This is a genomic window from Providencia sp. PROV150 (assembly GCF_028481025.1).
In the GTDB taxonomy this organism is placed as follows: domain Bacteria; phylum Pseudomonadota; class Gammaproteobacteria; order Enterobacterales; family Enterobacteriaceae; genus Providencia; species Providencia hangzhouensis.
This window is the reverse complement of sequence record NZ_JAMPPJ010000007.1, coordinates 70,119-96,878: the sequence shown is the minus strand read 5'-3', so window position 1 is coordinate 96,878 and position 26,760 is coordinate 70,119. Positions and strand designations below refer to the sequence as shown.

The 26,760-nt window shown below is 38.8% G+C and carries 29 protein-coding genes; 7 read left to right on the top strand and 22 right to left on the bottom strand.

Going from position 1 to position 26,760, the window contains the following annotated elements; genetic code table 11:
* Positions 1 to 17: 17 nt before the first annotated feature.
* From asmA to apbC, 6 genes are all read right to left on the bottom strand, one after another.
* The gene (asmA, locus tag PSE83_RS07170) at positions 18 to 1,856 is read right to left on the bottom strand and encodes an outer membrane assembly protein AsmA (RefSeq protein ID WP_272660752.1); all 1,839 of its coding nucleotides are present in this window, start codon (positions 1,854 to 1,856) and stop codon (positions 18 to 20) included.
* 127 nt (positions 1,857 to 1,983) lie between these two features.
* Complete coding sequence (dcd, locus tag PSE83_RS07165; protein WP_004909269.1) at positions 1,984 to 2,565, bottom strand: dCTP deaminase; 582 nt, start codon at positions 2,563 to 2,565, stop codon at positions 1,984 to 1,986.
* 38 nt (positions 2,566 to 2,603) lie between these two features.
* Entirely contained in the window at positions 2,604 to 3,248 is a 645-nt protein-coding gene (gene udk / locus PSE83_RS07160) for a uridine kinase (RefSeq protein ID WP_004256495.1), read from the bottom strand.
* Positions 3,249 to 3,426: 178 nt separating this feature from the next.
* The gene (gene htpX, locus PSE83_RS07155) at positions 3,427 to 4,383 is read right to left on the bottom strand and encodes a zinc metalloprotease HtpX (protein WP_004256497.1); all 957 of its coding nucleotides are present in this window, start codon (positions 4,381 to 4,383) and stop codon (positions 3,427 to 3,429) included.
* An 86-nt stretch (positions 4,384 to 4,469) separates the two neighbouring features.
* On the bottom strand, positions 4,470 to 5,030 hold the full coding sequence (locus PSE83_RS07150) for a LemA family protein (RefSeq protein ID WP_004256501.1): 561 nt from the start codon (positions 5,028 to 5,030) through the stop codon (positions 4,470 to 4,472).
* 205 nt (positions 5,031 to 5,235) lie between these two features.
* Positions 5,236 to 6,348, bottom strand: coding sequence for an iron-sulfur cluster carrier protein ApbC (gene apbC / locus PSE83_RS07145; RefSeq protein WP_004256506.1), 1,113 nt, complete (start codon positions 6,346 to 6,348; stop codon positions 5,236 to 5,238).
* Between the two features lie 259 nt (positions 6,349 to 6,607).
* Between apbC and metG the strand changes: the two genes are divergently transcribed.
* The 4 genes from metG to cdd all read left to right on the top strand — a co-directional run bounded on the left by metG (position 6,608) and on the right by cdd (position 11,035).
* Complete coding sequence (metG, locus tag PSE83_RS07140; RefSeq protein ID WP_004256509.1) at positions 6,608 to 8,635, top strand: methionine--tRNA ligase; 2,028 nt, start codon at positions 6,608 to 6,610, stop codon at positions 8,633 to 8,635.
* Positions 8,636 to 8,778: 143 nt separating this feature from the next.
* Positions 8,779 to 9,246, top strand: coding sequence for a CidA/LrgA family protein (locus PSE83_RS07135; RefSeq protein ID WP_004256512.1), 468 nt, complete (start codon positions 8,779 to 8,781; stop codon positions 9,244 to 9,246).
* Positions 9,246 to 9,941: a CidB/LrgB family autolysis modulator gene (locus tag PSE83_RS07130; protein ID WP_004256514.1), complete on the top strand. Its 696-nt coding sequence runs from the start codon at positions 9,246 to 9,248 to the stop codon at positions 9,939 to 9,941. Before PSE83_RS07135 ends, PSE83_RS07130 begins: the two co-directional genes overlap by 1 nt.
* Positions 9,942 to 10,147: 206 nt before the next feature.
* The gene (cdd, locus tag PSE83_RS07125; protein WP_004256516.1) at positions 10,148 to 11,035 is read left to right on the top strand and encodes a cytidine deaminase; all 888 of its coding nucleotides are present in this window, start codon (positions 10,148 to 10,150) and stop codon (positions 11,033 to 11,035) included.
* 157 nt (positions 11,036 to 11,192) lie between these two features.
* On the opposite strand, the gene PSE83_RS07120 is transcribed toward cdd, so the two are convergent.
* The 10 genes from PSE83_RS07120 to PSE83_RS07075 all read right to left on the bottom strand — a co-directional run bounded on the left by PSE83_RS07120 (position 11,193) and on the right by PSE83_RS07075 (position 16,277).
* Entirely contained in the window at positions 11,193 to 11,582 is a 390-nt protein-coding gene (locus tag PSE83_RS07120) for a hypothetical protein (RefSeq protein ID WP_036957927.1), read from the bottom strand.
* A 151-nt stretch (positions 11,583 to 11,733) separates the two neighbouring features.
* A complete protein-coding gene (locus PSE83_RS07115) occupies positions 11,734 to 12,588 on the bottom strand; it encodes a hypothetical protein (RefSeq protein WP_272660751.1) in 855 nt (284 codons plus the stop codon).
* A gap of 7 nt (positions 12,589 to 12,595) precedes the next feature.
* Positions 12,596 to 12,853, bottom strand: a complete 258-nt coding sequence (locus tag PSE83_RS07110) for a hypothetical protein (protein WP_004256521.1) — start codon at positions 12,851 to 12,853, stop codon at positions 12,596 to 12,598.
* Positions 12,854 to 12,868: 15 nt separating this feature from the next.
* On the bottom strand, positions 12,869 to 13,120 hold the full coding sequence (locus PSE83_RS07105) for a hypothetical protein (RefSeq protein ID WP_004256523.1): 252 nt from the start codon (positions 13,118 to 13,120) through the stop codon (positions 12,869 to 12,871).
* An 8-nt stretch (positions 13,121 to 13,128) separates the two neighbouring features.
* Positions 13,129 to 13,851, bottom strand: coding sequence for a hypothetical protein (locus tag PSE83_RS07100; RefSeq protein ID WP_210852897.1), 723 nt, complete (start codon positions 13,849 to 13,851; stop codon positions 13,129 to 13,131).
* A gap of 31 nt (positions 13,852 to 13,882) precedes the next feature.
* On the bottom strand, positions 13,883 to 14,026 hold the full coding sequence (locus PSE83_RS07095; protein ID WP_272660750.1) for a hypothetical protein: 144 nt from the start codon (positions 14,024 to 14,026) through the stop codon (positions 13,883 to 13,885).
* Positions 14,019 to 14,768: a hypothetical protein gene (locus PSE83_RS07090; protein WP_004256531.1), complete on the bottom strand. Its 750-nt coding sequence runs from the start codon at positions 14,766 to 14,768 to the stop codon at positions 14,019 to 14,021. The genes PSE83_RS07095 and PSE83_RS07090 overlap by 8 nt, the downstream gene beginning before the upstream one ends.
* A 143-nt stretch (positions 14,769 to 14,911) precedes the next feature.
* Positions 14,912 to 15,610 (bottom strand): hypothetical protein, encoded by a 699-nt coding sequence (locus PSE83_RS07085; RefSeq protein ID WP_272660749.1) that lies wholly within the window; start codon positions 15,608 to 15,610, stop codon positions 14,912 to 14,914.
* Between the two features lie 59 nt (positions 15,611 to 15,669).
* Positions 15,670 to 16,110, bottom strand: coding sequence for a hypothetical protein (locus PSE83_RS07080; RefSeq protein ID WP_272660748.1), 441 nt, complete (start codon positions 16,108 to 16,110; stop codon positions 15,670 to 15,672).
* On the bottom strand, positions 16,107 to 16,277 hold the full coding sequence (locus PSE83_RS07075; protein ID WP_272660747.1) for a hypothetical protein: 171 nt from the start codon (positions 16,275 to 16,277) through the stop codon (positions 16,107 to 16,109). The genes PSE83_RS07080 and PSE83_RS07075 overlap by 4 nt, the downstream gene beginning before the upstream one ends.
* Positions 16,278 to 16,702: 425 nt before the next feature.
* On the opposite strand from PSE83_RS07075, the gene PSE83_RS07070 reads away from it, so the two are divergent.
* Together PSE83_RS07070 and PSE83_RS07065 are read left to right on the top strand one after the other, a co-directional pair.
* The gene (locus PSE83_RS07070) at positions 16,703 to 18,400 is read left to right on the top strand and encodes an NAD-dependent malic enzyme (protein WP_004256541.1); all 1,698 of its coding nucleotides are present in this window, start codon (positions 16,703 to 16,705) and stop codon (positions 18,398 to 18,400) included.
* A gap of 161 nt (positions 18,401 to 18,561) precedes the next feature.
* Entirely contained in the window at positions 18,562 to 19,443 is an 882-nt protein-coding gene (locus PSE83_RS07065; protein ID WP_004256544.1) for a rhomboid family intramembrane serine protease, read from the top strand.
* A gap of 65 nt (positions 19,444 to 19,508) precedes the next feature.
* On the opposite strand, the gene PSE83_RS07060 is transcribed toward PSE83_RS07065, so the two are convergent.
* From PSE83_RS07060 to PSE83_RS07040, 5 genes are all read right to left on the bottom strand, one after another.
* The gene (locus tag PSE83_RS07060) at positions 19,509 to 20,291 is read right to left on the bottom strand and encodes a sulfite exporter TauE/SafE family protein (RefSeq protein WP_004256546.1); all 783 of its coding nucleotides are present in this window, start codon (positions 20,289 to 20,291) and stop codon (positions 19,509 to 19,511) included.
* Positions 20,291 to 21,136, bottom strand: a complete 846-nt coding sequence (locus PSE83_RS07055) for a MurR/RpiR family transcriptional regulator (RefSeq protein ID WP_004256548.1) — start codon at positions 21,134 to 21,136, stop codon at positions 20,291 to 20,293. Before PSE83_RS07055 ends, PSE83_RS07060 begins: the two co-directional genes overlap by 1 nt.
* Positions 21,137 to 21,151: 15 nt before the next feature.
* Complete coding sequence (locus PSE83_RS07050) at positions 21,152 to 22,513, bottom strand: PTS transporter subunit EIIC (RefSeq protein ID WP_004256550.1); 1,362 nt, start codon at positions 22,511 to 22,513, stop codon at positions 21,152 to 21,154.
* 56 nt (positions 22,514 to 22,569) lie between these two features.
* Positions 22,570 to 23,490 (bottom strand): N-acetylmuramic acid 6-phosphate etherase, encoded by a 921-nt coding sequence (murQ, locus tag PSE83_RS07045; protein WP_004256554.1) that lies wholly within the window; start codon positions 23,488 to 23,490, stop codon positions 22,570 to 22,572.
* A 167-nt stretch (positions 23,491 to 23,657) separates the two neighbouring features.
* A complete protein-coding gene (locus tag PSE83_RS07040; protein ID WP_096864126.1) occupies positions 23,658 to 24,353 on the bottom strand; it encodes a carbohydrate-binding family 9-like protein in 696 nt (231 codons plus the stop codon).
* A gap of 367 nt (positions 24,354 to 24,720) precedes the next feature.
* On the opposite strand from PSE83_RS07040, the gene sanA reads away from it, so the two are divergent.
* Positions 24,721 to 25,425, top strand: a complete 705-nt coding sequence (sanA, locus tag PSE83_RS07035; RefSeq protein ID WP_004256559.1) for an outer membrane permeability protein SanA — start codon at positions 24,721 to 24,723, stop codon at positions 25,423 to 25,425.
* A gap of 188 nt (positions 25,426 to 25,613) precedes the next feature.
* Here the strand turns inward: sanA and yeiB are convergent, their stop codons facing one another.
* A complete protein-coding gene (gene yeiB, locus PSE83_RS07030; RefSeq protein WP_096864125.1) occupies positions 25,614 to 26,759 on the bottom strand; it encodes a DUF418 domain-containing protein YeiB in 1,146 nt (381 codons plus the stop codon).
* Between the last annotated feature and the right edge of the window lies 1 nt (position 26,760).

Here is a 26,760-nt window from a genome sequence, read left to right as displayed (position 1 = left end):
CATGATGACATATATCGTTACAATGCATTCAATAAATCATTAAGCCCTTTATTTTCTTCTTTCTTTAAAAAATTACCAAGGGCTTCTTTGGCTTGAGTCCGTAACTCATCACGCAGTAGTTTTTCCACATCTAATTGGTATTTTAAATTATTCCAACTACCATAAATACGCAGTGGAATAGTCATTGCTTGCAATTGCTGGACTAAACGTGAATCACCGCCCCAGCCGTTAGCAATATTAACCCCTAAATTGACATCAATAGTTTCATTAGGGATATTTATACGACCTTGCCCACTAATGTTAACTAAGGATGACGTTGCATTCATAGAGGAAATATTCAAATTACCTTTATTTAATTTACCTGCCACAATGAAAGAATCAACCTCAGTGACGTTACCCGTATTCACTGGTGCATTAATTTTATTGGTTACTCTGGAAACGGATTGCTGAATTAATAAAGGAATATTCAACCCCTGCAATTTTGCATTTCTTAACTCAAAATTAACAGGCCCCTGCCATTGATTTTTTACTGCATGGTCATCATAACCTACACCCGATAATGTGCTATTTAACGAAATTACCCCACTTAATTTTTGTGGCATATTGAAGGCTTTTAATAGTGGTGTTAGGTCGATATTTTTAAAATCCGGCCTTGCGGAAACGTATGCCGGCGTTGAACTGTAATTAAATGTCACTGGTAATGAGAAGGCACCACCAAATGCCTTACCCTGTAATTTTGAAACCGTCAAACGAGGTGTTTGGTTTTGTGCCTCAAAAACTACGTCACTAACCATCATTCCACGATAGATTAACTGGTTAATGGCTAAATTGATATTGGCGGAAAATGCCTGCAAGCCAGATAAATCATATTGTTGAGGATTTGCACCAGAAATAACCGGTTTAACACCAACACGGTTATTATTCACCTCTGATTCGATATGGGTACTGCTAGGCATAGTCCCCAGTAAGTTATCTAAATCTAATTTTTCGGCCACTAAATTGACCATTATTTTGGGGGTATCGGCTAATTGTATACTGGCATCGCCTGACAGGGCACTTTCATTAGCCGTTATCACCAAATGGCTTAAACTGGCACTTTCTACTTTCCCTTTGGTGTATAGAAAATCACTTGTTATTTGCCCTTCAATTCCACTTTCAGGCAAATCAACACCACTCAATTTATAATCAAATTGCGTTAATTTCCCACTAATCTTTTGATTAATATCCGATAAATCGATATCTGCACGTAGATTAAATACAAACTCTTGTTGGTTTTTATTTAGATTTCCACTGAATTTAACGGCGACCTGTTTTTTATCACTTTTCTTCAGTGATAAATCAATGTTACGTAGGTTAAACTCATCTTTAGATGTTTGCCAAATCACTAAGCTATTGGAAATATTAATTTTTTCTATATCTAATAACCAGCTATTTTTCTCTGGTAAAGGGGAGGATGTAGGCACACCACCTGGCGCGACAGGAGCATTACGGTGAGTTTGGATTTCGCTATCCGGTGTTTTGCGGATAACAGCACCATCAATCACAATTTGCTCAACAGAAAGCTTATGGGAAATAAGTGGCCATAATTCAACATCTAAGCGCATATTATCTGCACTTAGTATGGGTTTAGCGGCATTCGGTGCAGTAAGGGAAACAGGGCCAGTAATAATGCTTAAAGTTGGCCATACATGCCAACGCATATCACCGTTGAATTCAAGTTGATAACCGCTTTTTTTCTCTACCTGTTCAACAATATAATGACGAAAATCATTCGGGTTCACCAACATTACAAGTGTGGTTAACCCTGCAACAATTACCACGAGTAAAATAATCAGTGTCGTCAAAAAACGTTTCATTCTTCCCTCTCTTAAATTCCGCTTGCGCTCGCCACAAAAATGAACTCACACCTATCCCTGAAAATGGGCGGAAATTACCTGTTTAATCTCCATTAAACGCCGCAATTTCCGCAAAGTTCACCGGTTATCAGTCTTCGCTGATACGGCTACCAACAGCACCTTGTTGGTTTTTATATTTAGCGTCTTGTCGGCTATTATAAGGGCGATCAGCACTACCAGATAACGGCTCAAAACTTAATGCGCCAATCACCATGCCAGGACGCAACGCTAACGGTAATTTACCTGAATTGTAGAATTCTAGCACGATTTGCCCATGCCAACCGGGGTCAATTCGATGTGCTGTTACGTGCACCATCAAACCTAACCTCGCTAATGAAGAGCGCCCGTCTAGCCAACCGACAAGGTTATCAGGGAGCGTAACAGACTCAAGCGTCACTGCAAGTGCTAATTCACCTGGATGTAGGAAAAAGGGCTCATCTTCATCAAGCACAATTTCATCACTCATGACGCGATCTAATGCGGCATTAACCTCATCTTTAGGGCCACTAAGGTCAATAAATGCAGCCGTGTGTCCTCGAAAAACACGGAATTGATTTCCTAAACGAACATCTGCAGTTGCACCATTGATTCGTTCAACTGGTGGGCGTGGGCTAATAACTAATTTACCATCATCCATCCATTGAATAATATCGCGGTCACAAAGACGCATGGTTGTTTCCCCCTTCATTATTTTAATTTCTGCGCGGTTTAATCTTGACAGAATTCGCCAATTTTCGCTTTCAAGATATCAATCGCAACACGGTTTTTCCCCCCGCGAGGTACTATAATATCGGCATATTGCTTTGATGGCTCAATAAATTGCAAAAACATTGGGCGAACCGTTTTATTATATTGGTCAATAACGGAGTCGAGCGTTCTGCCCCTTTCATTTACATCACGTTTAATACGGCGCATCAAGCAAATATCAAGTGGCGTATCGACAAAAATAGAAAAATCCATTTCACCACGTAAGCGCTTATCTGTTAATAATAAAATACCTTCAATGATAATAACTTTTTTAGGTTTAAACGTGATGGTTTTCTGTTTACGGGTATGAGCGACATAGTCGTATTGCGGAATTTCTACTGCTTGACCACTTTTCAGTGATTTGAGATGTTCATAAAGCAAGCTGTGGTCCATCGAGTTAGGATGGTCATAATTTACTTTAAGACGCTCTTCCATTGGGACATCGGCTTGGTCCTTGTAATAACAATCTTCTGGAATAACACCGATATTATGATCACCAACCTGTTCCCTTAATTCACGGTATAACGTACTGGCAATTAAGCTTTTGCCAGATGCAGAGGCTCCCGATATACCTACAATGGTACAGTGATGCGCTATGTCAGTCATAAAATGATAACCTGGTTAAATATTAGAAATGAAAATACACAACAGCAAAATGTTATGTTGGCGGAATTATAGGGGGTAATGGCGTGTTGTTCCAGCATACCTCAACAAAGTTCGCAAAAAAAACACCCATTAGATAGGAAATGCCGTAAATCAAAGCGTACAAAATGTCATTTATACACTAAAACTGTTTTTTTCCTTCTAATACCGCAATGCGATTTTCAATCGAAGGGTGAGTTGAAAACACAGAATCGCCCTTATTAAAAATATAAGCGGCCTTACGGTAAGCTTGCCCTGTACTCGCCTTATCATACTCGTGGGTTTCGTGCTTACCCGATATTTTTTTCAGTGCGCTGATCATCGCTTGGTTATCAGAAGTGAGATCGACCGCTGCGGCATCCGCCATATATTCACGGGTACGCGATAAATAAAAATAGAGAATTTGAGTTATCCACGGTAAAACAAAATTCAGAACTAATAGGATCATTTGCGCTTTGTTCGCCGCATTATTGCGACTGCGCCCTGCTGTTCGAATAAAAATCTGACTAAATAAATTGGTCACGGTTAAAATCACATTCGCCAAAATCCCCACGTACAGAGTTAATTTTGAATCACCGTGAATAATGTGCCCAACTTCATGAGCAAGAACGGCTTGAACCTCTTGCCGATTAAGTGTCTGTAATAAGCCTCTTGTCACCCCCACAAGTGCATTACGATTATTCCACCCTGCTGCGAAAGCATTAGGCTCGTCCGTTTCTAAAATATATAAGCGAGGAATATAGCCTAAGCTGGCACTTAAACTTAATTCTTCAATAATATTAAAAAGTTGCTTTTCTTGGGGGATATTCGCATTTTCTTGGGTGATTTCTCTGGCATTCATCCCAGCTAACATCATTTTATGGCCTCTAAAATGAATATAAATTAGCCCAAGGAAGGTTAAACCTAAAACAATGAAAGTGGCGATAGGTAATTCATGAAGTGTCACAAACATCATCGCATTGTCGACCAAATCCAATTGTTCATTTGGATGTGTTGCAATATCCGCCAGTAATCCAATGATTAGCATTAAAACAATATAGCTCATCACCACCAAACGTGTGCGAATATTATTTTTACGAATGACGTTTCTAAAATCCATAATGTAACCTGTTATCTACTACTCATAAAATATCGGAACACCATAAGGCATCCCGATGATTTATCACTTCAAAGGTTTAAAGGCTTTTAATCAAAATTAATTCGACGTGATTCCTCAGTCTTAATGGTTTCTTCATCAAGACGCCAATATTCCTTTGAAATTTTTAAGCTAGGAATAATGCCAACAATGAGTGCCGCAGGCATAGAAGCGATATACGCATTATAAGTTTCTAATGAACGGTTATAACCACGTTTAGCAAATGACAATTTATTTTCTGAAGAAACGATTTCTTCTTGTAAATTTGCCATAATTGCATCGGATTTTAGCTCAGGATAAGCTTCCACCGCGACATTAATTGCCCCACTTGTTACCATTTTTGATAACGCATCTTCGGCTTCACGGGCTTTATCCCCAGTCGCCGTTTGTGCTTGCGTCCGTAGCTCAGTAATTTTACTGAACACCTCGCTTTCATGGCTTAAATATTTTTTAACTGTTGCCAATAAGCTATCAAATACTTTTCCACGACGATCTAATTGAACTGAAATTTCTGTTTCACTCGAAATAACAGCTTCTCGCAATGCGACGATACGGTTATAAAAATAAATAACGATCAGCACCACGACAACAATAAAAATTAAAAATTTCATAGTCACCTTTTCGGGTTGCCCGTAGAAAGAAAACTGATTAAATAAAAGATGTGGTTATTCTACGCGAACATGACTCAATAAAGAAATGTTCCGCAAACAATTCAGAAAAATAGAAGGTTAAAAAACACGTTTAGTAAAGAAAAGTATCAACAATAAATAAGGCTATCTAGTGATAAACTAAATAGCCTTTTTTCTCTATAACCGATTAAACGGCACGGAAAGAAATCTCTGTTGGGATTTTATCCCCTTCCCAATACATCAAGGCTGAAATACCCGAAGCAATTTCACGGTAAATATCTGCAAATTCACCTTCAGGATCACGCATAACAGTAGGCTGGCCACGGTCAAGGTCTTCACGTAAAGAAATATGCAGAGGAACCTGCCCCAATAATTTAGTATGGTATTTTTCGGCTAATTTCTCAGCACCACCGGTACCGAAAATTGGCTCAACATGGCCACAATTACTGCAAATATGTGCGCTCATGTTTTCAACAACACCCAGTACAGGGACATTGACTTTCTTGAACATCACAATGCCTTTCATGGCATCGACCAAGGCAATATCTTGTGGTGTTGTCACAACCACCGCCCCTGTTACAGGGATATTTTGGGAAAGTGTTAGCTGGATATCACCTGTTCCCGGTGGCATATCGATGACTAAATAATCCAAATCTGGCCATAACGTATCTTGCAACATTTGCATCAACGCTTTGCTTGCCATTGGGCCACGCCAGACCATGGCGTTATCATCCGTCACTAAGTAACCGATTGAGTTTGTCGCCAAACCATACGCCATAATTGGCGCCATGTGCTGACCATCTGGGGAGGTTGGGCGCTCTAAAGTTGTGCCTAACATATTTGGAATTGATGGGCCGTAAATATCCGCATCAAGGATCCCCACTTTCGCCCCTTCTTGTGCCAGTGCGAGCGCTAAGTTCACAGAAGTACTGGATTTACCAACACCACCTTTACCCGAACTGACGGCTAAGATATTACGAACACCATTAATACCCGGCAAATCATTTGCACGTTTTAATGTGGTGATGTCATGGCGCAGTTTCCATTCAACTGCATGAGCCCCTGTTTGTTGCTTTAATTCAGCAGTTTTTTCGCTAATTAAAGTTTGAAACGGCCCTTTCCAAACGAATGGCATAACTAATTCGACATGCAGCACGTTGTCCAACATTGCACAATGGTGTAACGCTTTGATAGAAATCAAATTACGTTGCAGTGTTGGGTGTGTAAATGAAGCCAAAACTTTGGAGACTTGTTCAGTCAGCAGTTCTGGTTTGTTCTGCTCGGGGGATTTATCGTTCATCCCGGCTCCTTTATTTATATTTTTGAACTATGTATATCCTAGAATAAGTTACAGAAAATTGGGCGGATATACTTTGACTGAGATTAATCATAACAGAGAACAGGAAGAAAGTTATTATATCGAGATAGGAAAAGCCACGAAGAGGTAAAAATTCTTTTTCAAACAAATTTCCAATTAATATTTTATACCCCTAGCAGCGATGGTTTTGATCGGTTAACATCAAAGACCCTTTTCAAATAATGGAAGTAAGAAAGTTACTATGTCTCAAGTCGCGAATAAATTACTGGTAACCTGTGCGTTACCCTATGCTAACGGTTCAATCCATCTTGGTCATATCCTGGAACACATTCAGGCTGATATTTGGGTCCGTTATCAGCGAATGCGCGGCAAAGAGGTTCACTTTATCTGTGCCGATGACGCGCACGGAACTCCAATCATGCTTAAAGCTCAACAACTTGGCGTAACGCCAGAAGAGATGATTGCGGCAGTGAACCAAGAGCATCAGAACGATTTTGCTGGTTTCGCCATTAGTTATGATAACTACCACTCCACACACAGTGAAGAAAACAAAGTTTTATCAGAGCTGATTTACGGGAAACTAAAAAATAACGGTTTTATTAAGAACCGTACTATTTCACAGCTTTTCGACCCAGAAAAAGGCATGTTCTTACCGGATCGCTTCGTTAAAGGCACTTGTCCAAAATGTAAAGCCGAAGACCAATATGGTGATAACTGTGAAGTCTGTAGCGCAACCTATAGCCCAACAGAACTGATTAACCCACGTTCAGTGATTTCTGGCGCTACACCTGTAATGCGTGATTCAGAACACTTTTTCTTTGATCTTCCTGCATTTAGCGACATGCTTCAAGCGTGGACTCGCTCAGGCGCATTACAAGAACAAGTCGCCAACAAAATGCAAGAGTGGTTCGAATCAGGCCTACAACAATGGGATATTACCCGTGATGCGCCTTATTTCGGTTTTGAAATTCCTGATGCGCCGGGTAAATATTTCTATGTTTGGTTAGATGCGCCTATCGGTTACATGGGCTCCTTTAAAAACCTGTGTGACAAACGCGGCGATCTTGATTTTGATGAGTTTTGGAATAAAAATTCGAAAACCGACCTTTACCACTTCATTGGTAAAGATATCGTCTATTTCCACAGCCTGTTTTGGCCTGCTATGTTAGAAGGTAGCCAGTATCGTAAACCAACAAACCTGTTTGTTCATGGCTATGTCACGGTTAACGGGGCAAAAATGTCTAAATCGCGCGGAACATTTATTACTGCGCGTTCGTATTTAGATCATTTAGATGCTGACTGCTTGCGCTATTACTATGCAGCAAAACTGTCTTCGCGTATTGATGACATCGATTTTAATTTGGAAGATTTCGTCCAGCGCGTCAACAGCGACATCGTCAATAAAGTGGTTAACTTGGCATCACGTAATGCGGGCTTTATTGCTAAACGCTTTGATGGCAAATTATCAGCAAACCTTGCTGAGCCAGAGTTATACCAACAATTTGTTGATGCCGCTAAAGTTATCGGTGAGGATTATAACAACCGTGAATATAACAAAGCGATCCGTGAAATCATGGCATTAGCCGATATCGCAAACCGCTATGTTGATGAAAAAGCACCTTGGGTTGTCGCCAAACAAGAAGGTAAAGATCAAGAACTGCAAGATATTTGCTCGATGGGCATCAACTTATTCCGCGTTCTGATGACGTACCTGAAACCTGTTTTACCAGGCCTTACTAAGCGTGCTGAAGCCTTCTTAAATAGTGAATTATCATGGGATGCGATTAACACCCCATTACTGAACCACAGCGTCGCACCGTTCAAAGCGCTATTTAACCGCATTGAAATGGCAAAAGTGGATGCGATGGTTGAAGCCTCAAAAGAGAGCATCAAACCCGTACAGCAACTTACGGGGCCACTTGCCGATGACCCAATTCAAGAAACCATCACTTTTGATGATTTTGCGAAAATTGACCTGCGAATTGCATTAATCAAGCAAGCTGATTTTGTTGAAGGCTCAGACAAGCTACTGAAATTGCAATTGGATATCGGTGGTGAAACGCGCCAAGTATTTTCTGGTATTCGCTCCGCTTATCCAGATCCTAAAGCTTTAGAAGGCCGTTTAACGGTGATGGTTGCCAACCTTGCGCCACGTAAAATGCGTTTCGGTGTTTCTGAAGGCATGGTAATGGCAGCAGGTCCTGGCGGGAAAGATATCTTCTTACTCAGCCCAGACAGTGGTGCACAACCCGGTATGCAAGTTAAATAACCCATACTTACTCTAGTCTGTTATTCATCAAAAGTGGGAAGCTAAATACTTCCCACTTTTTTATTGGCTTTTTATTGTGATCAGTAGCACAATAATAAAGTTAATTGTATGATGAATAGATATTACATTACAGGACCAGTCTCATGTCATTTAAACAGGTACTGATAACGGGATGGCAATATTTGCGAGCTTTCGCAATACTCTACCTTTGCCTGATTATTGGAAACCTTATCTCAACACTACTTCCATTCTCCATCCCTGGCAGCATTGTCGGCATGTTAATTTTATTCATATTGCTTGCGTTACAAATTATCCCCGCGAAGTGGGCACAACCCGGTTGCAGCATTTTGTTGAAAAATATGACCATCCTGTTTGTTCCTATTGGTGTTGGCATAATGAATTACTATGAATTACTCAGCCAACAAATGGTTCCTATCATCGTTTCCTGTGTAGTTAGTACCTTAATCGTTATGGTGGTTGTCGCCATCAGTTCCAACTATATTCATAAGGAACGCCCTGTCGTTGGGGCTCAACCTGATGACGTTCCTTTACCCCCCGAAGACCCAATTTCTTCGGTCATTAATAATGATAAAACTAAGGGGAATGAATAATGTTAGAACATATTTGGTGGTCATTACCGCTGACCATTGTGGTGTTTTATTTAGCGCGTAAGTTGTCGACCACATTTAAGTTACCGATTTTAAACCCACTATTAATTACTATTGCGGTATTGATTGCACTACTAGTGATCACGAATACCTCTTATGAGCACTATTTTGCAGGTAGCAAAATACTCAATGATTTACTACAACCCGCAGTCGTTGCGCTCGCTTTTCCACTTTACGAACAAATGCACCAAATTCGTGCCCAGTGGAAATCTTTATTAAGCATTTGTTTTGCAGGTAGTTTAGTGGCCATGTTCAGCGGTGCTGCCATCGCACTATGGTTGGGGGCAACCCCAGATATCGCGGGTTCTATTTTACCTAAATCAGTAACTACTCCTATTGCGATGGCTGTCGCTGATTCTGTTGGTGGGATCCCTGCGATTAGTGCCGCTTGCGTGTTGTTTGTTGGGATCTTAGGCGCCATGTTTGGCCATAGCTTATTTGATGTGCTACGTGTACGAACCCACGCCTCAAGAGGGCTCGCGATGGGAACAGCTTCCCACGCCCTAGGTACTGCCCGCTGTGCCGAAGTGAATTACATTGAAGGTGCTTATAGCTCTCTTGCATTAATGACCTGTGGGGTTATCACCTCGCTTATTGCCCCGTTTATATTCCCTGTCATTTTACATCTTTTTAGCTAAGCTTAATTCATTAAGCCAATAACCAAATATATGGGTAAGAGGAGTTCAATAGCCTCTTGCTCATACGTACACTGATAAAATATGAGACATATCTCACAACAAAAGAATATGTTTCATGTATTACATTCAAAATAGTGACAATCATCACATATAGTTCTACGTATTATTGAATAGAATAAAAACAATTAAAATAGGGAGAGTAACTCATGCATTCAAGATTTAAGGCCGCTTGGGCCGAGCTTCCAGAAAAGTTACAGTCAGTACTTAGACCTATCATTGATAAATCTGATTTTCAAGGCATGTTAACGGCGGAACAAGTTAAACAGATTAAAGCTGAAACAAGTGTAGACGACGCTGAGTTAGCCTTTGCATTATTACCTTTTGCTGCTGCCTATGCCCTCACTCCTATTTCCCATTTTAACGTGGGTGCAATCGCACGTGGAGCAAGTGGTAACTTGTATTTTGGTGCCAATATGGAATTTAGCCATGTATCAATGGGCCAAGTGATCCATGCAGAACAGTGTGCAGTGACACACTCTTGGATGAAAGGTGAAACGCAGATTACCTCAATTACTGTAAATTACACACCTTGTGGCCACTGCCGCCAATTTATGAATGAATTACGTGAAGGTGGTAAAATTATGGTGAATTTACCAGGTCGCACACCTGCGGTACTACACCACTATTTACCCGACTCATTTGGGCCGTCTGACCTCAATATTACCACTTTACTGCTAGACCCTGTTGACCATGGCTATAAAAACCAAAGCCGTGACCGGTTATTAAGTGCAGCAATTGAGGCTGCAAACCAATCCCATGCACCTTATAGCCAATCCCATTCAGGAATTGCGTTACAATTAAAAGATGGCTCACTGTTTACCGGACGCTACGCAGAAAATGCCGCATTCAACCCAAGTTTACCGCCACTACAAGCCGCTTTAATTATGATTAACCTTGCAGGTAAAGATATTCACGCCATCGACCAAGCTAAGTTTGTTGAAAAACAAGATGCAATTATCAAACATTGGTATGTTACCGAAAATACATTACAGGCATTGGGTTGCCAAAATATTGAATTAGCTTATTTGGATTAATTTTATATTTATTTAAATATAACGGTTATTGCTGGGAGCTTGAATAAACAGCAATAACCGTATAGTTGCTATTAGAACTTTAATCTTGTTCACAAAACCATTTACCTGCAAAGTGGCCATCCATAATAGAACTCACTAGTTTTGATTAATATATGTCCTAGTAAGTGAATTCATTAAACAATTTTTCTGTTTCATTTATCGTCTCTTCTAATGTAATAACTAAAGGGATCTTTCGCATTTTCTCTAGCCAAGCTTGGCTTTGTTGCTGTTTTATCGATGCAGATTGCGCGGCTTCTTCTTTCATGCCTAGCCAAATGCTAGCAAATAACGCTGATTCACCATTAAGTGATTTATTAGAAAAGCTATTTAATAGTTTCCCTATAATTTTATTCTGTTTATCTATAGATAATACTTCAAATACATCTTTAAATAACCAACCTTCATAAGGAATTCCTGAATTTAACATCGCTTCTTTTTTTATTTTAATAAATTCTTGATGCGTAATATCACCAATTGGAATGTTATCACTTTCTTTCCGATTTTTCATAATTCGTCCATATGCTAATTTTACTTCTTTTTGATACCGACTCCGTTTTTCACTGGTAAATGACTCACCCCGTGCCTTCATATGATTATTTAAAAATTCTTTTTCTAGATAATTAAAATAATTTATTTTATTATAAATAGACTTTGAAAAATTAATTAAAACTAAAAGACCCTCCAGAAGAATAACCACTATAACTAAATTCAGGTATACTTGGCATTGAGGGTATTGAGTATTTATCTTCAAATGAGTCCATTGAATTGTTCATTGATGACATATTGTCTCTTAACTGGCCAATCATATTTTCAAAATGATGGTTATTTCTAATGGTATCTGTAGGGAAGTCTTTAAATCCGGAAGTTCCCGGAAGAACAACACTCGGGCGTTCTAGATAATAATTTGTTGGTGTTTCATTATCCTTAAACCTATCAAGTAGGTTTGTTGTACGAGGTGCTAATTGTCTATTCGGTTCGGCTTTTGGATAAGAGCTTTCCAATATTGATTTATCAACCATATTATGTGAATACTTAATTGGAGGTGTTGACTTGTTGTTTATTGATGGCATATTTCCCCTTAAATCATCAATCATACGGTCATAATGAGCAACATCTGGTTGATAATTAACTGATGGTGAATCAAATAAGCCTGCTTCTGGTAATATATAATCAGGTCTTTCTAAATAATATTCAGATAATAAATTTTTATGTGTAAATTCCGTTTGACCACGCCAATCTGTTTGTACTTGAAATGGTTCTAAATGTTGTGAAGGATAATCCCAAAATGAAAAACGCTCTGTTCCTCTATCGATTAAAGGGTTTCCTGTATTATAAATAATTGTATTTATTCTATCCATATTATCTTCTTCTATATGAGATATAATATTTTGATAAGATTTTTTGGCTGTAACCACCACGCCATCTACTACATTATCAATATCCAGAACTCGTTTAGTCCAACTATGTATTTTAGGCTGCATATGCGCTGGAGCTTCATATAATGCTCTAGACATTATATCTTTAGTATTTATACATTAATAATGTTTCACTTTCTATATCACCTACAGAATTTAAAGCTCTCTGCCAATAACTCTCTCTTTGTTCTCTAGGTAACACAAAAAATACAGGTTCTAAAGTCCATGCATCAGAAGGAAGATTATAATAAGAAAATACACTACTATGAAATAATTTAGCCTCTATGTGATTTATATCACCATAGATTACATCCTTTCCATCATCAAATCTATTTTTTAGGGTTTGAACATAAGCTATTGCCATATCATAGCGAATACGCTAAATTATAAACTCATCTTGCACTCCAATATGCTCTAAAATAGCTTCATCTAAATAATTAAGCGCAAAAGCACCTGAAAGAGAATCACCTTTAACCACACTATTAGCTAATTTAGCATATCGGTCTCCTTTACTTTCCAAATATTCATACATCAACTTTGGTTCTTTGGTTACGTATAAAATTTTAATTGCATTAGAAACATCACTACGAGTTAACTTTAAATCACCCTTTCTAATTTCTTGATTTCTCATATCATCTCCTAATTTTTAACATGGTCGAGTAAAAAAATTCGTATTTTTTCCCTCATTATATTGCTATTAGATAATTCTTTAGCATCAAAATAAAATTTAACCTTAGTTCCTATTTCTGGAATCAAAAAATATTGAAAACACTTATGATACTTCTCATCAATTGGTAACCATTCACACTCAATTAAAAAAATCACTTCATTATTAATTTCCTTCCAATAATAACCTTTTTTATTAAAATACATATCATCTTTATGACCAATACTTCTTCGTATTGTCACAGTCACTTCAGTAAAATAAAGATCCAACTCTTCATCATAATATAACTCCCCCTTTCTTTTGAGGTACCCCATATCTAAATACACGTGTTTTCTATAACTCAAATATTTTTCAGGGTTTCCTTTTAATGGTTCAGCATAAACCTCTATAATTTTAACATCATTACTTACCTCATTAGATGGTTTCAAATCAGACCAAGACATTCGCATTGGCAGCACTCTAAAATTAGCCTCACACCCTTTTTTATTTTCAATAAACCTTGGGTCAAAATAGCTATACCCTTCATATTCAGCAAATGGAAAAACATACTCGCCAGGAACTTCTATAATATTCTTATTAAACTGCCCACAGACAAAACCGGGGCGATTATCAGCGAAACTATTTATGGAAATCAATAACACAAGACAATTAACTGTAAATTTAATTAGATAATTAATTATCATTTCAAATTTCATACTTGCACCTGTTGAAATAAATCAATATATTTTAAATTATAAAAACATCCTCACTAGGTATACTTGAAAAATTTTCTTCGCCCATAGAATTTGCAAATTTACTTTCTAATAAAATAACATTTAAACTTGCGATATCATTATAATTAATTGAAAAACTAACCATATCTTTACTCATAATATTCATCCTTAATAAAACCGAAGACAAAAACCTTAGCTTCATTCATTATATCTCTCCATTGATTATACTTATCAAAACTAAATTTAATCTCTGCAAGTATACCTATTTCTGATATTGAAAAAATCATATTACAACTTGAATATTTATTTTCCAATGGTAGCCATAAGCATTCTAAGATAGCAATAATTTCATTTTCATTTTCGAACCAAAAAAAAGTTCTTTTCTTTTGAGTTCTTTTTCCACTATATAGTTTTTCAGATACATTATATTCATCAAAATAGTCAACATATTGAAGTTCGGAATCATCGTCATAAAATATTTGACTTCGCTTTCCTAAATATGATGCATTTAGATAATTTTTCATTTTTTGTGTTAATGAATAATCTTTCTCTCTAATTGGTCTCAATATAATTCTTATCGTTTTTTCATCTATTTCAAGATGAAATTTTTTTTGGGGATCAACACTTGTCATATAAGGCCAATGCGTTATTAATGTTAACTCTCTAAAATTAGCATCACATCCTTCTTTATTTTCAATAAACCTTGGATCAAAATAGCTATACCCTTCATATTCAGCAAATGGAAAAGCATACTTGTCAGGAACTTCTATAACCGTTCCGTTAAACTGCCCACAGACAAAATCGGGACGATTATCAGCGTAACTATTTATTGAGATTAATAGCATAAGACAATTAACTGTAAATTTAATTAGATAACTAATTATTAGTTCAAATCTCATACTTACACCTATTAAAATAAACTAATCATACATAATCTCTGGATTTTTACTAACTATTAAAATTCGGGTAACATTAGATAAATCTATTGATATTAATTCTAAGTCTCCCAGCCTACGATCACGACCATTCATATTTTTAGCCCCTAATTTTTAATATATTCAGATAAAAATAGCCTTACCTTGTCTTGAATAGCTTCCCAATTAACAAGATTTGAAAACTCAAATGAAACACTATATTTAAGACCAAATTCAGGCATTAATGATAATAATTTACAACGCCGATAACTATCATCTAACTGTCTCCATGAACACTCCATTAAAACATTAACTTCACCATTATCTTCATCCCAATAGTAACCATACTTTATTATATTGACATAAACTTTATTACCATTAATATGTTTAGACTCAATAAAAACCTCATTAAAATACAACTCTAATTCTTCATCATAATATAGTTCACCTTTCCTTTTAATAACCCCCATATTTAGATATATATTTTTCTTATGACTAAAATATTTTTCAGGGTCTCCATTTAATAGCTCAACATAGACTTCTATTATTTTAACATCATGACTGACTTCACTAAATGGTTTTAAGTCTGGCCATGACATCCTCATTGGCAGAATTCTAAAATTAGCCTCACACCCTTTTTTGTTTTCAACAAACCTTGGTTCAAAATAGCCATATCCTTCATATTCAGCAAATGGAAAAACATACTTACTAGGAACTTCGATAATATTCCGATTAAACTGCCCACAGACAAAACCGGGACGGTTCTCGCCATTAACAATGCAGGAAAATAATAATAACGGTAGAATCAAACCAAAATATAATTTCATAATAATTGACACCTGAATACTTATATAACATTTAGTTTTCAAACTTATTTAAATGAAAACTATGATTTAGCAGAAGCTAATGTTTTACTCATACGTTCATACCATTTATTAATAATGATTTTCTGTTTTTTAGTGGCCTTCTTTTCCTTTTCTAACATCACTTTCATCAAGCTATATATTACCGATAATTCATGGCCACGGTCTCCGGAAGCTGCCATAATTTTTTGCCAATAAAATTCTTTTTCTTTTTCATCTAATACAGAAAATACCACACCTAAAACCCAAGCTTCTTCGGGTATTTTATTACGTAACATAACCAGATAGTGCATTTCATCTGCTTCTTTATAAGTCATATCATGAGTACTCTGTTTCTTCGCTTTTCGCTTCAATACTTGAAGCATTTCTAATGCATGGTCATAATTTATTTTGTCTATCAATGTTTTATTAATTGTTTTGTTTTTTCTTTCATCACCAAATAAAAATAATCTGTTATAACTCAACCAAAAATTGATGAACCATATTTGTTTTCATAGAAATAGCTGTCAATATTCCTTAGTGTTTCGATTGGGTTATAGTCTGCTCTTGAATGATTCATTCCTCCTAGAAATGCCATAATAAGTAATATATAAATACGCTTATTTCTTAACACCCCATTAATTAAATTCATAAAACTCCTTAGTGAAAAATGAAATATAAAATAAAATTCAACTTATATAAATTTAAAACTTGCAGCAATATATGATATTTAAAAATATAATTTAACTTTCAGTGAATCCGTTTTTTCTCTCTGTAACTGACTAAAAATAAGAAAAAACATGAAAAAATTGAACCCGCAGCAAAGCTAAACTAACGTTTGAAAACGTAAAAATAACGATGAGACATTCATTATTTGCCTAAGCGTGATCTACCTACCGTAATGCGTATGCCGTTATCGGCTTTCATTCCCTTCCGCGCATAAACTCCTTATCATATGCACAATATTTTTCAGTAAATTTTTTAACGCTTTTTTATCATTATTTACTGTACATATTTGCTGTTTAGCTTAGGATCTACCCTGACTTTGTTGATTAATCGTCCGAAGAGTGATATTTCATGGAACATGAGTACGAAACAAAACGCCCTCTCTATATACCCTACGCTGGCCCAATTTTGCTTGAATTCCCTTTGCTGAATAAAGGAAGCGCCTTCACCGAAGAAGAGCGTGCAAATTTTAACTTGCATGGTTTACTTCCTGAACAAGTAGAAACCATCGAAGAACAAGTTGAACGTGCCTACCGCCAATTAATTGATTTTAAATCAGATATTGATAAACACATTTATCTGCGAAATATTCAAGACACCAACGAAACCTTATTTTATCGCCTTATCGATGCTCACCTCACTGAAGTAATGCCTATTATCTATACCCCAACCGTGGGTGAAGCTTGTGAGCATTTCTCTGACATTTATCGTCGTGCACGTGGTTTATTTATTTCTTATCCAAATCGTGAATACATCGACGACATGCTACAAAACGCCACCAAACAAAATGTGAAAGTGATTGTTGTTACTGATGGCGAACGTATTTTAGGCCTTGGTGACCAAGGTATCGGTGGTATGGGCATCCCAATTGGGAAACTCTCTCTCTATACCGCGTGCGGGGGTATCAGCCCTGCTTATACCTTACCTATTGTTATTGACGTAGGAACCAACAACCCACAGCGTCTGAATGACCCTCTATATATGGGATGGCGTCACCCACGTATTACGGGTGATGAATACAACGAGTTCCTTGATGAATTTGTTCAGGCAGTTAAACGCCGCTGGCCAAATGTATTATTACAATTTGAAGATTTCGCACAGAAAAATGCGATGCCTTTATTAACCCGTTACCGTGATGAGCTATGCTGTTTCAATGATGATATTCAAGGCACCGCATCGGTTGCATTAGGTAGCTTAATTGCCGCCAGCCATGCCGCAGGCAGTAAGCTAAGCGACCAACGCGTGACTTTCTTGGGTGCAGGCTCAGCAGGTTGCGGTATTGCAGAACAAATCATCGCCCAGATGAAATCCGAAGGCTTGAGTGACGAAGAAGCGCGTTCACGTATTTATATGGTTGACCGCTTTGGTTTATTAACCGATAAACTGCCTAACTTACTCGATTTCCAAGCCAAATTAACCCAAAACAGTGGGAATTTAACCGACTGGGATGTTAACAGTGACTCAATTTCACTGTTAGATGTGGTACGCAATGCCAAACCAACCATATTGATTGGTGTATCTGGCCAAGCTGGGTTATTCACAGAGGAAATCATTAAAGAGATGCATAAGCACTGTGAACGTCCTATCGTGATGCCGTTATCTAACCCAACGTCACGCGTCGAAGCTCGCCCTGAAGACATTATCAATTGGACTGATGGCAAGGCCTTAGTCGCAACAGGAAGTCCATTTAGCCCAGTGTCTTACAAAGACCAAGTGTTCCCAATTGCACAATGTAACAACTCCTATATCTTCCCGGGTATTGGTCTTGGTGTGATTGCCTCTGGTGCTAAACGTGTCACTGATGGCATGTTAATGGCTGCCAGCCGTGCTCTCGCCAGCTGTTCGCCACTAGCCAAAAATGGTGAAGGTGCGCTATTACCTCTACTGTCTGATATTCAAGATGTATCTCGCATTATTGCTAAACAAGTGGCAAAAGAAGCACAAATTCAAGGTGTGGCAACGGTCACCTCTGATAGCGCATTGGATGAAGCCATTGAGCGTAATTTCTGGAAACCAGAGTACCGTACCTATAAACGGACTTCGTTTTAATTTGTCATAACGGTATTGATTGAAAGGGGCTCTTTAGAGCTCCTTTTTTGTTTTTTATAGATCCGAAAAAACGAATGTCTGTTTTCTCAGATAATGATAAATTGCGCTAAACAAATCACTTATTTAAGATAATGGCCATGACTGATTAATAGGATATTGACATGACTGGCGACCTCAATGCTGCTATTCCACAGAAACCTAAGTTTTCCCTATGGGCAATAGCCCTAACGCTTTTTATTGCGGTGCTAAATATTGTTGTTTATTTTTACCAGCTCAATTATGCCGCCCCACTCGGTTCCCAAGAAAATAACTTATTATTATTTGGTGCCAATGTTTACCAACTTTCATTAACGGGGGATTGGTGGCGTTATCCAGTCAGTATGGTATTGCACTCAGGTGGTATGCACCTTGCTTTAAATACATTGGCCTTGTTTGTTATTGGGATTGAATGCGAACGCACCTATGGAAAATTTAGGATGCTCGCAATATACCTATTTTCAGGTATTGGCGCGGCATTTTTTAGCGCTTATTGGCAATACAGTGAAGCCATTAACGCCGCAGCAAACCGCGCGTCAATGAATGCATGGAATAGTTTATATTTACCTGATAACACGGTATATATTACCGTTGGTATTGGCGCATCTGGAGCCATTATGGGGTTAGCTGCCGCTTCCGTAATTTATTTATTAAAAGGGATAAATAACCCAAACCTCTCTCTTGAAGAGCGCAACCAATTAAAACGCCCGCTATATAATATTATTGGAATGATTGCGCTAACTCTCATCAATGGTTTGCAGTCAGGTATTGATAACGCTGCTCATATTGGTGGAGCAGTACTTGGCGCTGTTATTAGTGGCGCTTTTGTACTTGCGCCCCAAGCAACCGTCCGGACAAAACTACTCTCTAGCGGTGTCATTGTACTTATAGCTGCCGCCTTACTGGCCATAACACTAAGCCAGTTTTCTTCCCTACAAGACGAAGACCTGAACTATGAGCGCCAGTTTATTTACCAAGAAATGGCAAAAGAACTTAATCAGCGATAAAAATACCGTTTTTTCGTAAGAGATTAGTCCTATTATTGATACCGTCAATAATAGGACGCGTAAATCTAGAAAGTGAATAAATTCATTGTCATCATTACTGCACTACAGATAATTAATAACAATGTAATGTATTGGAAAGTACGTTCAGATAAACGGACCAGTAAATATTTAGCTAATGGCATCACAATCAATGCCCCTGCACACAATATCAGCGCCAGTTTTAAATCCGTATAGCCATCTTGCGCATAAGCTAAAGCAGAGGAACCAGACAACACGGTTGTTACAAAAATCGATGTACCAATTGCTTGCTTAATATTCAGTTGCATATAGCGCAGCAACATAGGGAGAACAACCACCCCACCACCAACTCCAGTTGCACCAAGTACAACACCCGCTAGGATAGCCGGCACAGCCATGGATTTTAGCTGATCCCCTTTTGCCGCTTCTTGCTTGATGATCGAAACAAAAAACATTCGCTGAACAAATAAATATAGCGAAAAAATAATGGCAGCAGCCACTAACAGGTTAATACCCCACTCGACTTGTTTTTCATACCCCGGTAATCCCCCCAACCATGTAACAAACAGACTTGAGAGAAATGTGCTCGGCAACATAATCGCTAATACAATCATAGCGCCTTTAAAGGGGATATTGCCTAATCGAAAATGCATATAAGAAGAAGAAACCTTCATTAGCATCGAAAGGAAATTGGCAGTGGCTACTGCTGCTAGTGCATTTAGCCCAAAAAAATAGGTCAGTATCGGTAAGACAATCACACCACCACCGACACCCGTTGTGCTGATAATCAGCCCAATAAGTGCGCCTATCGCTAACTCCGTTACAATCATTAACTCTTGCCTTGTATCAGTGCTCGTCGCCCTTTTTGTAATGCTTCATTTGCATCACTATCTGCTAACGTGAGGTATTTAAAAAATAATGTATCGAAAGTAATCATCTGTAACACTTGGGGGGTGATGATGCCTAATTGGGAATGTTGCTCATCATAAAAATAAGGCAAGGCGAAGTCCGCTAACTTTATCGCTTCATCTTGACCAAAACGTGTCAGTGCGACTGTCGGACAACCTGTTTCTTTTGCAGCACGAAGCATGCTATTGATTTCTTGAGTGTTTCCACGCGCCGTTACTGCAATAGCAAGGTCCTCCGGCCCTAAGTTTGCCGAGTAACTTAGCTGAACATGCAAATCATAACTAAACAGTGCGTGTTTATTAATGCGAATTAATTTATGGAAAATATCACTGGCAACAATGGCTGAAGACCCGACACCAAACAGCACGATACGTTTGGCCTGAAACATTTTTTGCGCGATGGTATCTACGACAGAGGGCTCAAGTAAATCCAGTGATTTTTCAATAGCCGAAATAAACATTTGCCCTGTTTTGGCGATAATCTGAGAGGTATCATCGTGACGACTCAGATTACCGTATAAACTTTCTGCTTTGTGTTGCTTCTCATCCGACAAATAATCAACTTTAAATTCAGGATAGCCACGGTACCCCATTTGGCGTGAAAAGCGGATAACAGATGCACTACTGACCCCAGCCGCCTGTGCCAATTCCGCTGCATTCATCGCGATAAGACTTTCGCGGTTATCCAGCAAAAATGTGGCAATACGTTGTTCTGTGCCTTTACCGCGTGTCTGCAAGCTTTCCAGTTTTACCGTCAGTGTCGACATGGCTTTTCCTTCTAATTATTTTTCTGGATCAGTGAAGCCTATTATCATACTGGCAATGAACCCGACAATCCATGCACCTGCAACAGCAATTAAGAAATCCAATATTTGGCCATCACCCACTAATGGAATTAATGATAACCCTGCTGTTCCAAAAGGAATGATGATCCCGACATGGAAGAACGCCATTAATGCCCCGCCCGCAGCTCCGCCAATGCAACCTGCAATGAATGGTTTACCTAATGGTAATGACACACCAAATAAAAGTGGTTCACCGACACCAAAAATACCCACAGGTAACGCACCGACTAAGGTTTTCTTCAAGCGTTGGTTTTTGGTTTTTAAATAAACCCAGAAACACGAACCCACTTGCCCCATTCCCCCCATAGCTAAAATTGGGAACAAGTAATTCAGACCAAAAGTTTGTAAAATTTCAGCGTGAATTGGGATCAAACCTTGATGTAAACCCGTTAGTAATAAGAATAAGAAACTCCCCCCCAAGATACCGCCAGTCGCCACGGCACCACCGCCACTATTTAATAAAGCGACAGAAACACCTTGAGCCAAAATTTGGTTTAAGTAATGTCCTGCGGGTTGGAACACCACAATTGCGACCATCGCAGAGACTAAAATGGTCACAAATGGCGTCACGATAAGGTCTAAGCTTTCTTTAATAATGCTCCTAAACCACACTTCAAATTTAGAAGAGAAAACGACCACCATGAGCACTGCAAAAATACCCCCGCTACCCGGGACTAATTTCGAACCAAATAAGGTGATATCCGCTAACCCCGGCATCGAAAGTAACCCAGCCATGACCGCACCAATTGAGGTAGATGCACCAAGCTCTTTCGCGGTATTCACCCCAATCATAATTGAAAGATAAACAAAGACTGCGCTACCAATCAATTTTAATAACTTAAATAACTCAGGGAATTGGTCGACAACCCCCGGAGCAACCAAGCGGACGATATTGATTAGCCCCATAATTAGACCACAACCAATCAACGCTGGAATAGTAGGAACAAATATAGCGGCTAACGTATTCAACGTACGGCGAATGGAAAACGCTTTTTTCTCCGCCGGTGCTGCATTTTCTGATGTCGTAGAGGTGCTACCTTGCATACGTTTGTTCATCACCGAAAAAACTTTCGCTGCGGTTCCCATCCCAACAATCACTTGTTGCTGTTCACCATTAAAAATAACACCTTTTACGCCCTCAATTTGTTTCAAGGACTCAGCATCAAATTTACTGTTATCTTTTAAAACTAAACGGATACGCGTCATACAATGAGTTAATGTTGCCACGTTCTCAAAGCCGCCCGCATATTTTTCTATTTCTCTGGCGAGTACTTCCAGATGTTCTATCTTATTAGCCATATGATCCCCCTGATGTTGACTGAGCCAATAACCCTGCTCTTCAACATGCTATCCCATTACTTAACGGTAATTGCTAACATGCTATCCAAGGTGGTATTTGGATGTTGTTGAACGATATCCGTCGCTTGCTGTGCATTAATTTGTAGCTCATGCATTAAAATTGCGCGTCGTGGATGATAATCCACTTGCGCTAATAACCCTGCCGCGGTGTGTTCATCAATACCGCAGACTTCACTCACAATCCGTTCTGCGCGGCGCAGTAATTTGATATTACTGGCAACAACATCAACCATTAAATTAGTATGAATACGGCCTAGTCTCCCCATCACACAAGTACTTAGCATGCCTAAAATCATTTTTTGCGCAGTACCACTTTTCATACGAGTCGAACCCGATAACACTTCAGGGCCAACATCGGGGGCAATTGCCAATTTTGCTACGTCACTTAATAACCCTCTTCCTCGCGTGGTGATAGCCACCGTTAACGCACCGATTTCATTAGCGTATTCAATACCCGCTAAGGTAAATGGTGTACGTCCACTCGCAGCAATGCCCACCACGACATCTTTGGCACAAAGTTGGCGTTTTTTTAGCTCAGCAATCGCTGATTCTGCTGAATCCTCAATATTTTCAACCGCTTTTAGCATTGCATCTTGGCCACCCGCAATAATCGATTGCACCATTTCAGGTGAAGTACCAAATGTGGGTGGACATTCTGCACTATCTAATACGGCTAACCTACCGCTAGTCCCCGCGCCAATGTAAAACAAACGTCCACCTTGCTTTAAGCACTCAGCAACAGCGTCAACCACTTGAGCAATCGCAGGTAGAACAGCCTGAATGGCACCTGCAACCGTGCTATCAGCTTGGTTAATGACGTTCACCATCGATAGCGTATCCAAACGTGAAAACTGCTGCGTTTCCTGATTGAATTCATTGTGTAGACAGTTACTCAGAGTATTTTCGGCTAGAGACATTCAAATGCCCTCATGAAATTTAATTTCATTAAAAAATACATTAAATGAATTTTAATTTCAATTCAAATCATAGCAATTTCGTACCACTTAATTGCGGGTTATGATCTTTCTCACAATAATAGGTTTGTATTGAAAAATACCGGTGACAAAAGCCACCGGCGATAATGCTATTTTACGAACTTACAGGTTCCGAAGGCTGATGGGATGTGAAAATCAGGTTTAACGGAATCAGGTTTGATCCAGCTAATCCATTTACGCACTTGCTTAGGTTCACCCGCGCTGAACTCTCCACGCAAAATGGCACACATTAGTGTCTGTTTGTCTGCGTCTTGCCATAAATCGAGTTTAGTGAATTCATCTAAATCAATTTTTCCCGTTAATACATAACCATTTGGCGTTATTTCACCCACGGTTTGTAATGTTTCCCAGTTCCAACTTGGGTCAATTTCACGGTAATAATTAGCTTTTGCATCGAAAGTACGCCCTTTCGGGTCCATTTCAGCCGTGTAATAAGGTTTTAATTCAGGGCTAGTCGCGAAAAAGAGTTCGACTCGGTCAGAATCTAACACCGCTTGGTCTTTATCTGGGTTATCACCTAACTGAATATCTTTATCATCTGCAATAAAACGGAAATATAGTGCGTCATCACTCCATAAAGCGCGAAAATCTGTTTTGGGAGCCACTTCCTTTTCCCATGGGTAAGTAAAATCGGTTAATACTTCTGCTTTTTCCCAGACTTCCGTACTTTTAGTCGCATCATTGAGTGATTTTAACTGATCGGTATGATTAATTTGGTACTCTTTTGCCGCCACACTTGCTGTAACAAGCACAGCGCTCGCGGCTAGTAATGTCGTTAATTTCATACTTTCCTCACCTATCTGATTAGAGAGCTGTTATTCACAAAAAACCGCCAAAGAAACAATATTTCATAGAACATACAAAATATAGAATTAAAATTTCATAATATATAGCTTCATTCTATAAAAACTATCATGATGTGAAGCCGCTCACTCTTTAATGAGAATGTGATTTATCTTTTTCATCCAATGTCTGATTAATTTTAATTCAATTATTAGGCTTAATATTAGTCAACTTCGATTGGTATTCAGACATTGACATGACTTTACGTTACGCGACTTGCGTCACTAATTTAAGTCAAGTAGCCTAAAGACACAGGCCTATTGGGGCTGACAATTTCGGATTATGACTTTTTATTATCAAGGCTAGGACATGAGGAAACGTCTGTTTTTTGGTCTTATTATTCTTGCAGGGATCGCATTTACGACCATAATGTTGCTTGATCGCTGGATAAGCTGGGATACCGCCCCCTATATCTATGAAGATGTAGAAAAATTGCCTGCACGCGATGTTGGGATGGTACTTGGCACATCCAAATATTATGCCTCTGGTGTTAATAACCTCTATTATACCTATCGCATTAAAGGCGCAGCAGAGGCATACCACAGTGGAAAAGTTAAATATTTGCTCCTCAGTGGTGATAATGGCGCTCATAATTACAATGAGCCAATCAACATGCGTAAAGATTTAATTAAAGAAGGGGTTCCAGCCTCTAAAATCGTGCTCGATTTCGCAGGTTTTAGGACATTAGACTCCGTAGTACGCACTAAAAAAGTGTTTGATACCGATAATTTTACGATTATTACCCAGCGTTTTCATTGTGAACGCGCGGTCTTTATCGCCAAACATAAAGGTATTGATGCACAATGTTTAGCAGTTCCGACACCTTCTGGAATGTATAGAGTGAGAGTGCGTGAAGTGTTTGCACGGCTAGGCGCTCTGGCGGATTTATATATCTTAAAACGGGAACCTAAATTTTTAGGTGAACAAGAATCCATCCCTGCCCCCATTAAGATGCCAGCAGGAATTAAAGGCTATCCGGCGGTTTCACCGGATGAAGTCAATAAATTGAAGTAGATATAGGTAGATGAATACTCATCTACCTATGAGGTTGTTGACAAAGCGGGATAAAAGCGTGGTTTTTCCCGCTTTGTGTTATCAGCCGAAAATCAATAAATTGATTTTCCTAGTTTATTTTCAATAACCTATTCGACTTGCCGCCAAACATAATATGTTTGTCAGCAGTCTGATAGGTAGATGAATACTCATCTACCTATCAGCTTTCTCGTTAATTTGCGCCAACACCATTCAAGTGGGCCTTGCCTGAAAAACATCAACCAATAATAAGAAAACAATAAATTTGCTCCCCAAATAATGGGAACCAAGGCAAGTAATTCAACCCGCGTAAATTGACCAAAATAGCCGAATTGGTAAAACAACATGGTACAAATTAGCGTTTGCAAAATATAATTACTTAGCGCCATCCGCCCCACATATTGCAAGCCAAGAGCGACTTTGCTGTTTGCCAGTATCGTCCAAAAGCCATACACCAGAGCTATGTATCCTAAAGATTGAAATGGAATAACTAGCTCATTAATAATGTAACCAATGATTGATGTTGAAAAATAACTCCAATTGAATTGGCTTTGCATGTATAGCGAAACTATTTGGACCAATATAGATGGCAAGATAAATATGTAGGCTACTTTGCGGTAGTGTTGAGCGCTAAATTGCCCTCGTAACCAACCATTTTTCATTAGCAGTGCACCAATAACCATCAATGCCGCTAATTGCCAGCCATATTGGATAACCAACATTTCAACCATTTTTAGCATCTCTGACGCTCGATAAAGCACGCCATCCATTCCCCCTGAGGTATGTATCGCATATTCAAATGCCAGTTGCTCATCAGAGGTTTGCCAAAAACCGGAGGGGTCTACACTACTACCCAACACGAGCAAGATAACTAACCCAATCAAATAGATTGATAGTGCTATTTTCAATAAAAAACCATCTTCATATTGATTAAGCAGATAGGTTACCAACAAGCCCGTCAATGCATAAGCCAAAAGAATATCACCATCCCAAAAACCAACCCCATGAATCACCCCGAACAGGGCTAGAACGAATAGACGGCACTGGTTCCAACGAAGAGAACGGGGTTGTAATAAAGCAAGGGTTGCCCCAAATAGGATTGAAAAAATAGCAAGAACTTTGCCTTGGAAAAGGACATTGAAAATCCCCCAGAGGTAAGCCTCTGAGTCGGGTGTTTTATTGGTGTAATAAGGATTTAAATACGCCGCTTGTGGTAAAGCAAAAGCAAAGATATTCATTAAAAGAATACCTAAAATCGCCATACCACGAACAGCGTCAAGTTGGCCAATGCGACTTGACGGCGTCGTTGCTGTCATA

Bases quoted from the DNA above. Each gene is read 5' to 3' on its own strand.
- asmA (WP_272660752.1), bottom strand. From the start codon at position 1,856: ATGAAACGTTTTTTGACGACACTGATTATTTTACTCGTGGTAATTGTT.
- dcd (WP_004909269.1), bottom strand. From the start codon at position 2,565: ATGCGTCTTTGTGACCGCGATATTATTCAATGGATGGATGATGGTAAA.
- udk (WP_004256495.1), bottom strand. From the start codon at position 3,248: ATGACTGACATAGCGCATCACTGTACCATTGTAGGTATATCGGGAGCC.
- htpX (WP_004256497.1), bottom strand. From the start codon at position 4,383: ATGGATTTTAGAAACGTCATTCGTAAAAATAATATTCGCACACGTTTG.
- PSE83_RS07150 (WP_004256501.1), bottom strand. From the start codon at position 5,030: ATGAAATTTTTAATTTTTATTGTTGTCGTGGTGCTGATCGTTATTTAT.
- apbC (WP_004256506.1), bottom strand. From the start codon at position 6,348: ATGAACGATAAATCCCCCGAGCAGAACAAACCAGAACTGCTGACTGAA.
- metG (WP_004256509.1), top strand. From the start codon at position 6,608: ATGTCTCAAGTCGCGAATAAATTACTGGTAACCTGTGCGTTACCCTAT.
- PSE83_RS07135 (WP_004256512.1), top strand. From the start codon at position 8,779: ATGTCATTTAAACAGGTACTGATAACGGGATGGCAATATTTGCGAGCT.
- PSE83_RS07130 (WP_004256514.1), top strand. From the start codon at position 9,246: ATGTTAGAACATATTTGGTGGTCATTACCGCTGACCATTGTGGTGTTT.
- cdd (WP_004256516.1), top strand. From the start codon at position 10,148: ATGCATTCAAGATTTAAGGCCGCTTGGGCCGAGCTTCCAGAAAAGTTA.
- PSE83_RS07120 (WP_036957927.1), bottom strand. From the start codon at position 11,582: ATGAAAAATCGGAAAGAAAGTGATAACATTCCAATTGGTGATATTACG.
- PSE83_RS07115 (WP_272660751.1), bottom strand. From the start codon at position 12,588: ATGTCTAGAGCATTATATGAAGCTCCAGCGCATATGCAGCCTAAAATA.
- PSE83_RS07110 (WP_004256521.1), bottom strand. From the start codon at position 12,853: ATGGCAATAGCTTATGTTCAAACCCTAAAAAATAGATTTGATGATGGA.
- PSE83_RS07105 (WP_004256523.1), bottom strand. From the start codon at position 13,120: ATGAGAAATCAAGAAATTAGAAAGGGTGATTTAAAGTTAACTCGTAGT.
- PSE83_RS07100 (WP_210852897.1), bottom strand. From the start codon at position 13,851: ATGAAATTTGAAATGATAATTAATTATCTAATTAAATTTACAGTTAAT.
- PSE83_RS07095 (WP_272660750.1), bottom strand. From the start codon at position 14,026: ATGAGTAAAGATATGGTTAGTTTTTCAATTAATTATAATGATATCGCA.
- PSE83_RS07090 (WP_004256531.1), bottom strand. From the start codon at position 14,768: ATGAGATTTGAACTAATAATTAGTTATCTAATTAAATTTACAGTTAAT.
- PSE83_RS07085 (WP_272660749.1), bottom strand. From the start codon at position 15,610: ATGAAATTATATTTTGGTTTGATTCTACCGTTATTATTATTTTCCTGC.
- PSE83_RS07075 (WP_272660747.1), bottom strand. From the start codon at position 16,277: ATGAATTTAATTAATGGGGTGTTAAGAAATAAGCGTATTTATATATTA.
- PSE83_RS07070 (WP_004256541.1), top strand. From the start codon at position 16,703: ATGGAACATGAGTACGAAACAAAACGCCCTCTCTATATACCCTACGCT.
- PSE83_RS07065 (WP_004256544.1), top strand. From the start codon at position 18,562: ATGACTGGCGACCTCAATGCTGCTATTCCACAGAAACCTAAGTTTTCC.
- PSE83_RS07060 (WP_004256546.1), bottom strand. From the start codon at position 20,291: ATGATTGTAACGGAGTTAGCGATAGGCGCACTTATTGGGCTGATTATC.
- PSE83_RS07055 (WP_004256548.1), bottom strand. From the start codon at position 21,136: ATGTCGACACTGACGGTAAAACTGGAAAGCTTGCAGACACGCGGTAAA.
- PSE83_RS07050 (WP_004256550.1), bottom strand. From the start codon at position 22,513: ATGGCTAATAAGATAGAACATCTGGAAGTACTCGCCAGAGAAATAGAA.
- murQ (WP_004256554.1), bottom strand. From the start codon at position 23,490: ATGTCTCTAGCCGAAAATACTCTGAGTAACTGTCTACACAATGAATTC.
- PSE83_RS07040 (WP_096864126.1), bottom strand. From the start codon at position 24,353: ATGAAATTAACGACATTACTAGCCGCGAGCGCTGTGCTTGTTACAGCA.
- sanA (WP_004256559.1), top strand. From the start codon at position 24,721: ATGAGGAAACGTCTGTTTTTTGGTCTTATTATTCTTGCAGGGATCGCA.
- yeiB (WP_096864125.1), bottom strand. From the start codon at position 26,759: ATGACAGCAACGACGCCGTCAAGTCGCATTGGCCAACTTGACGCTGTT.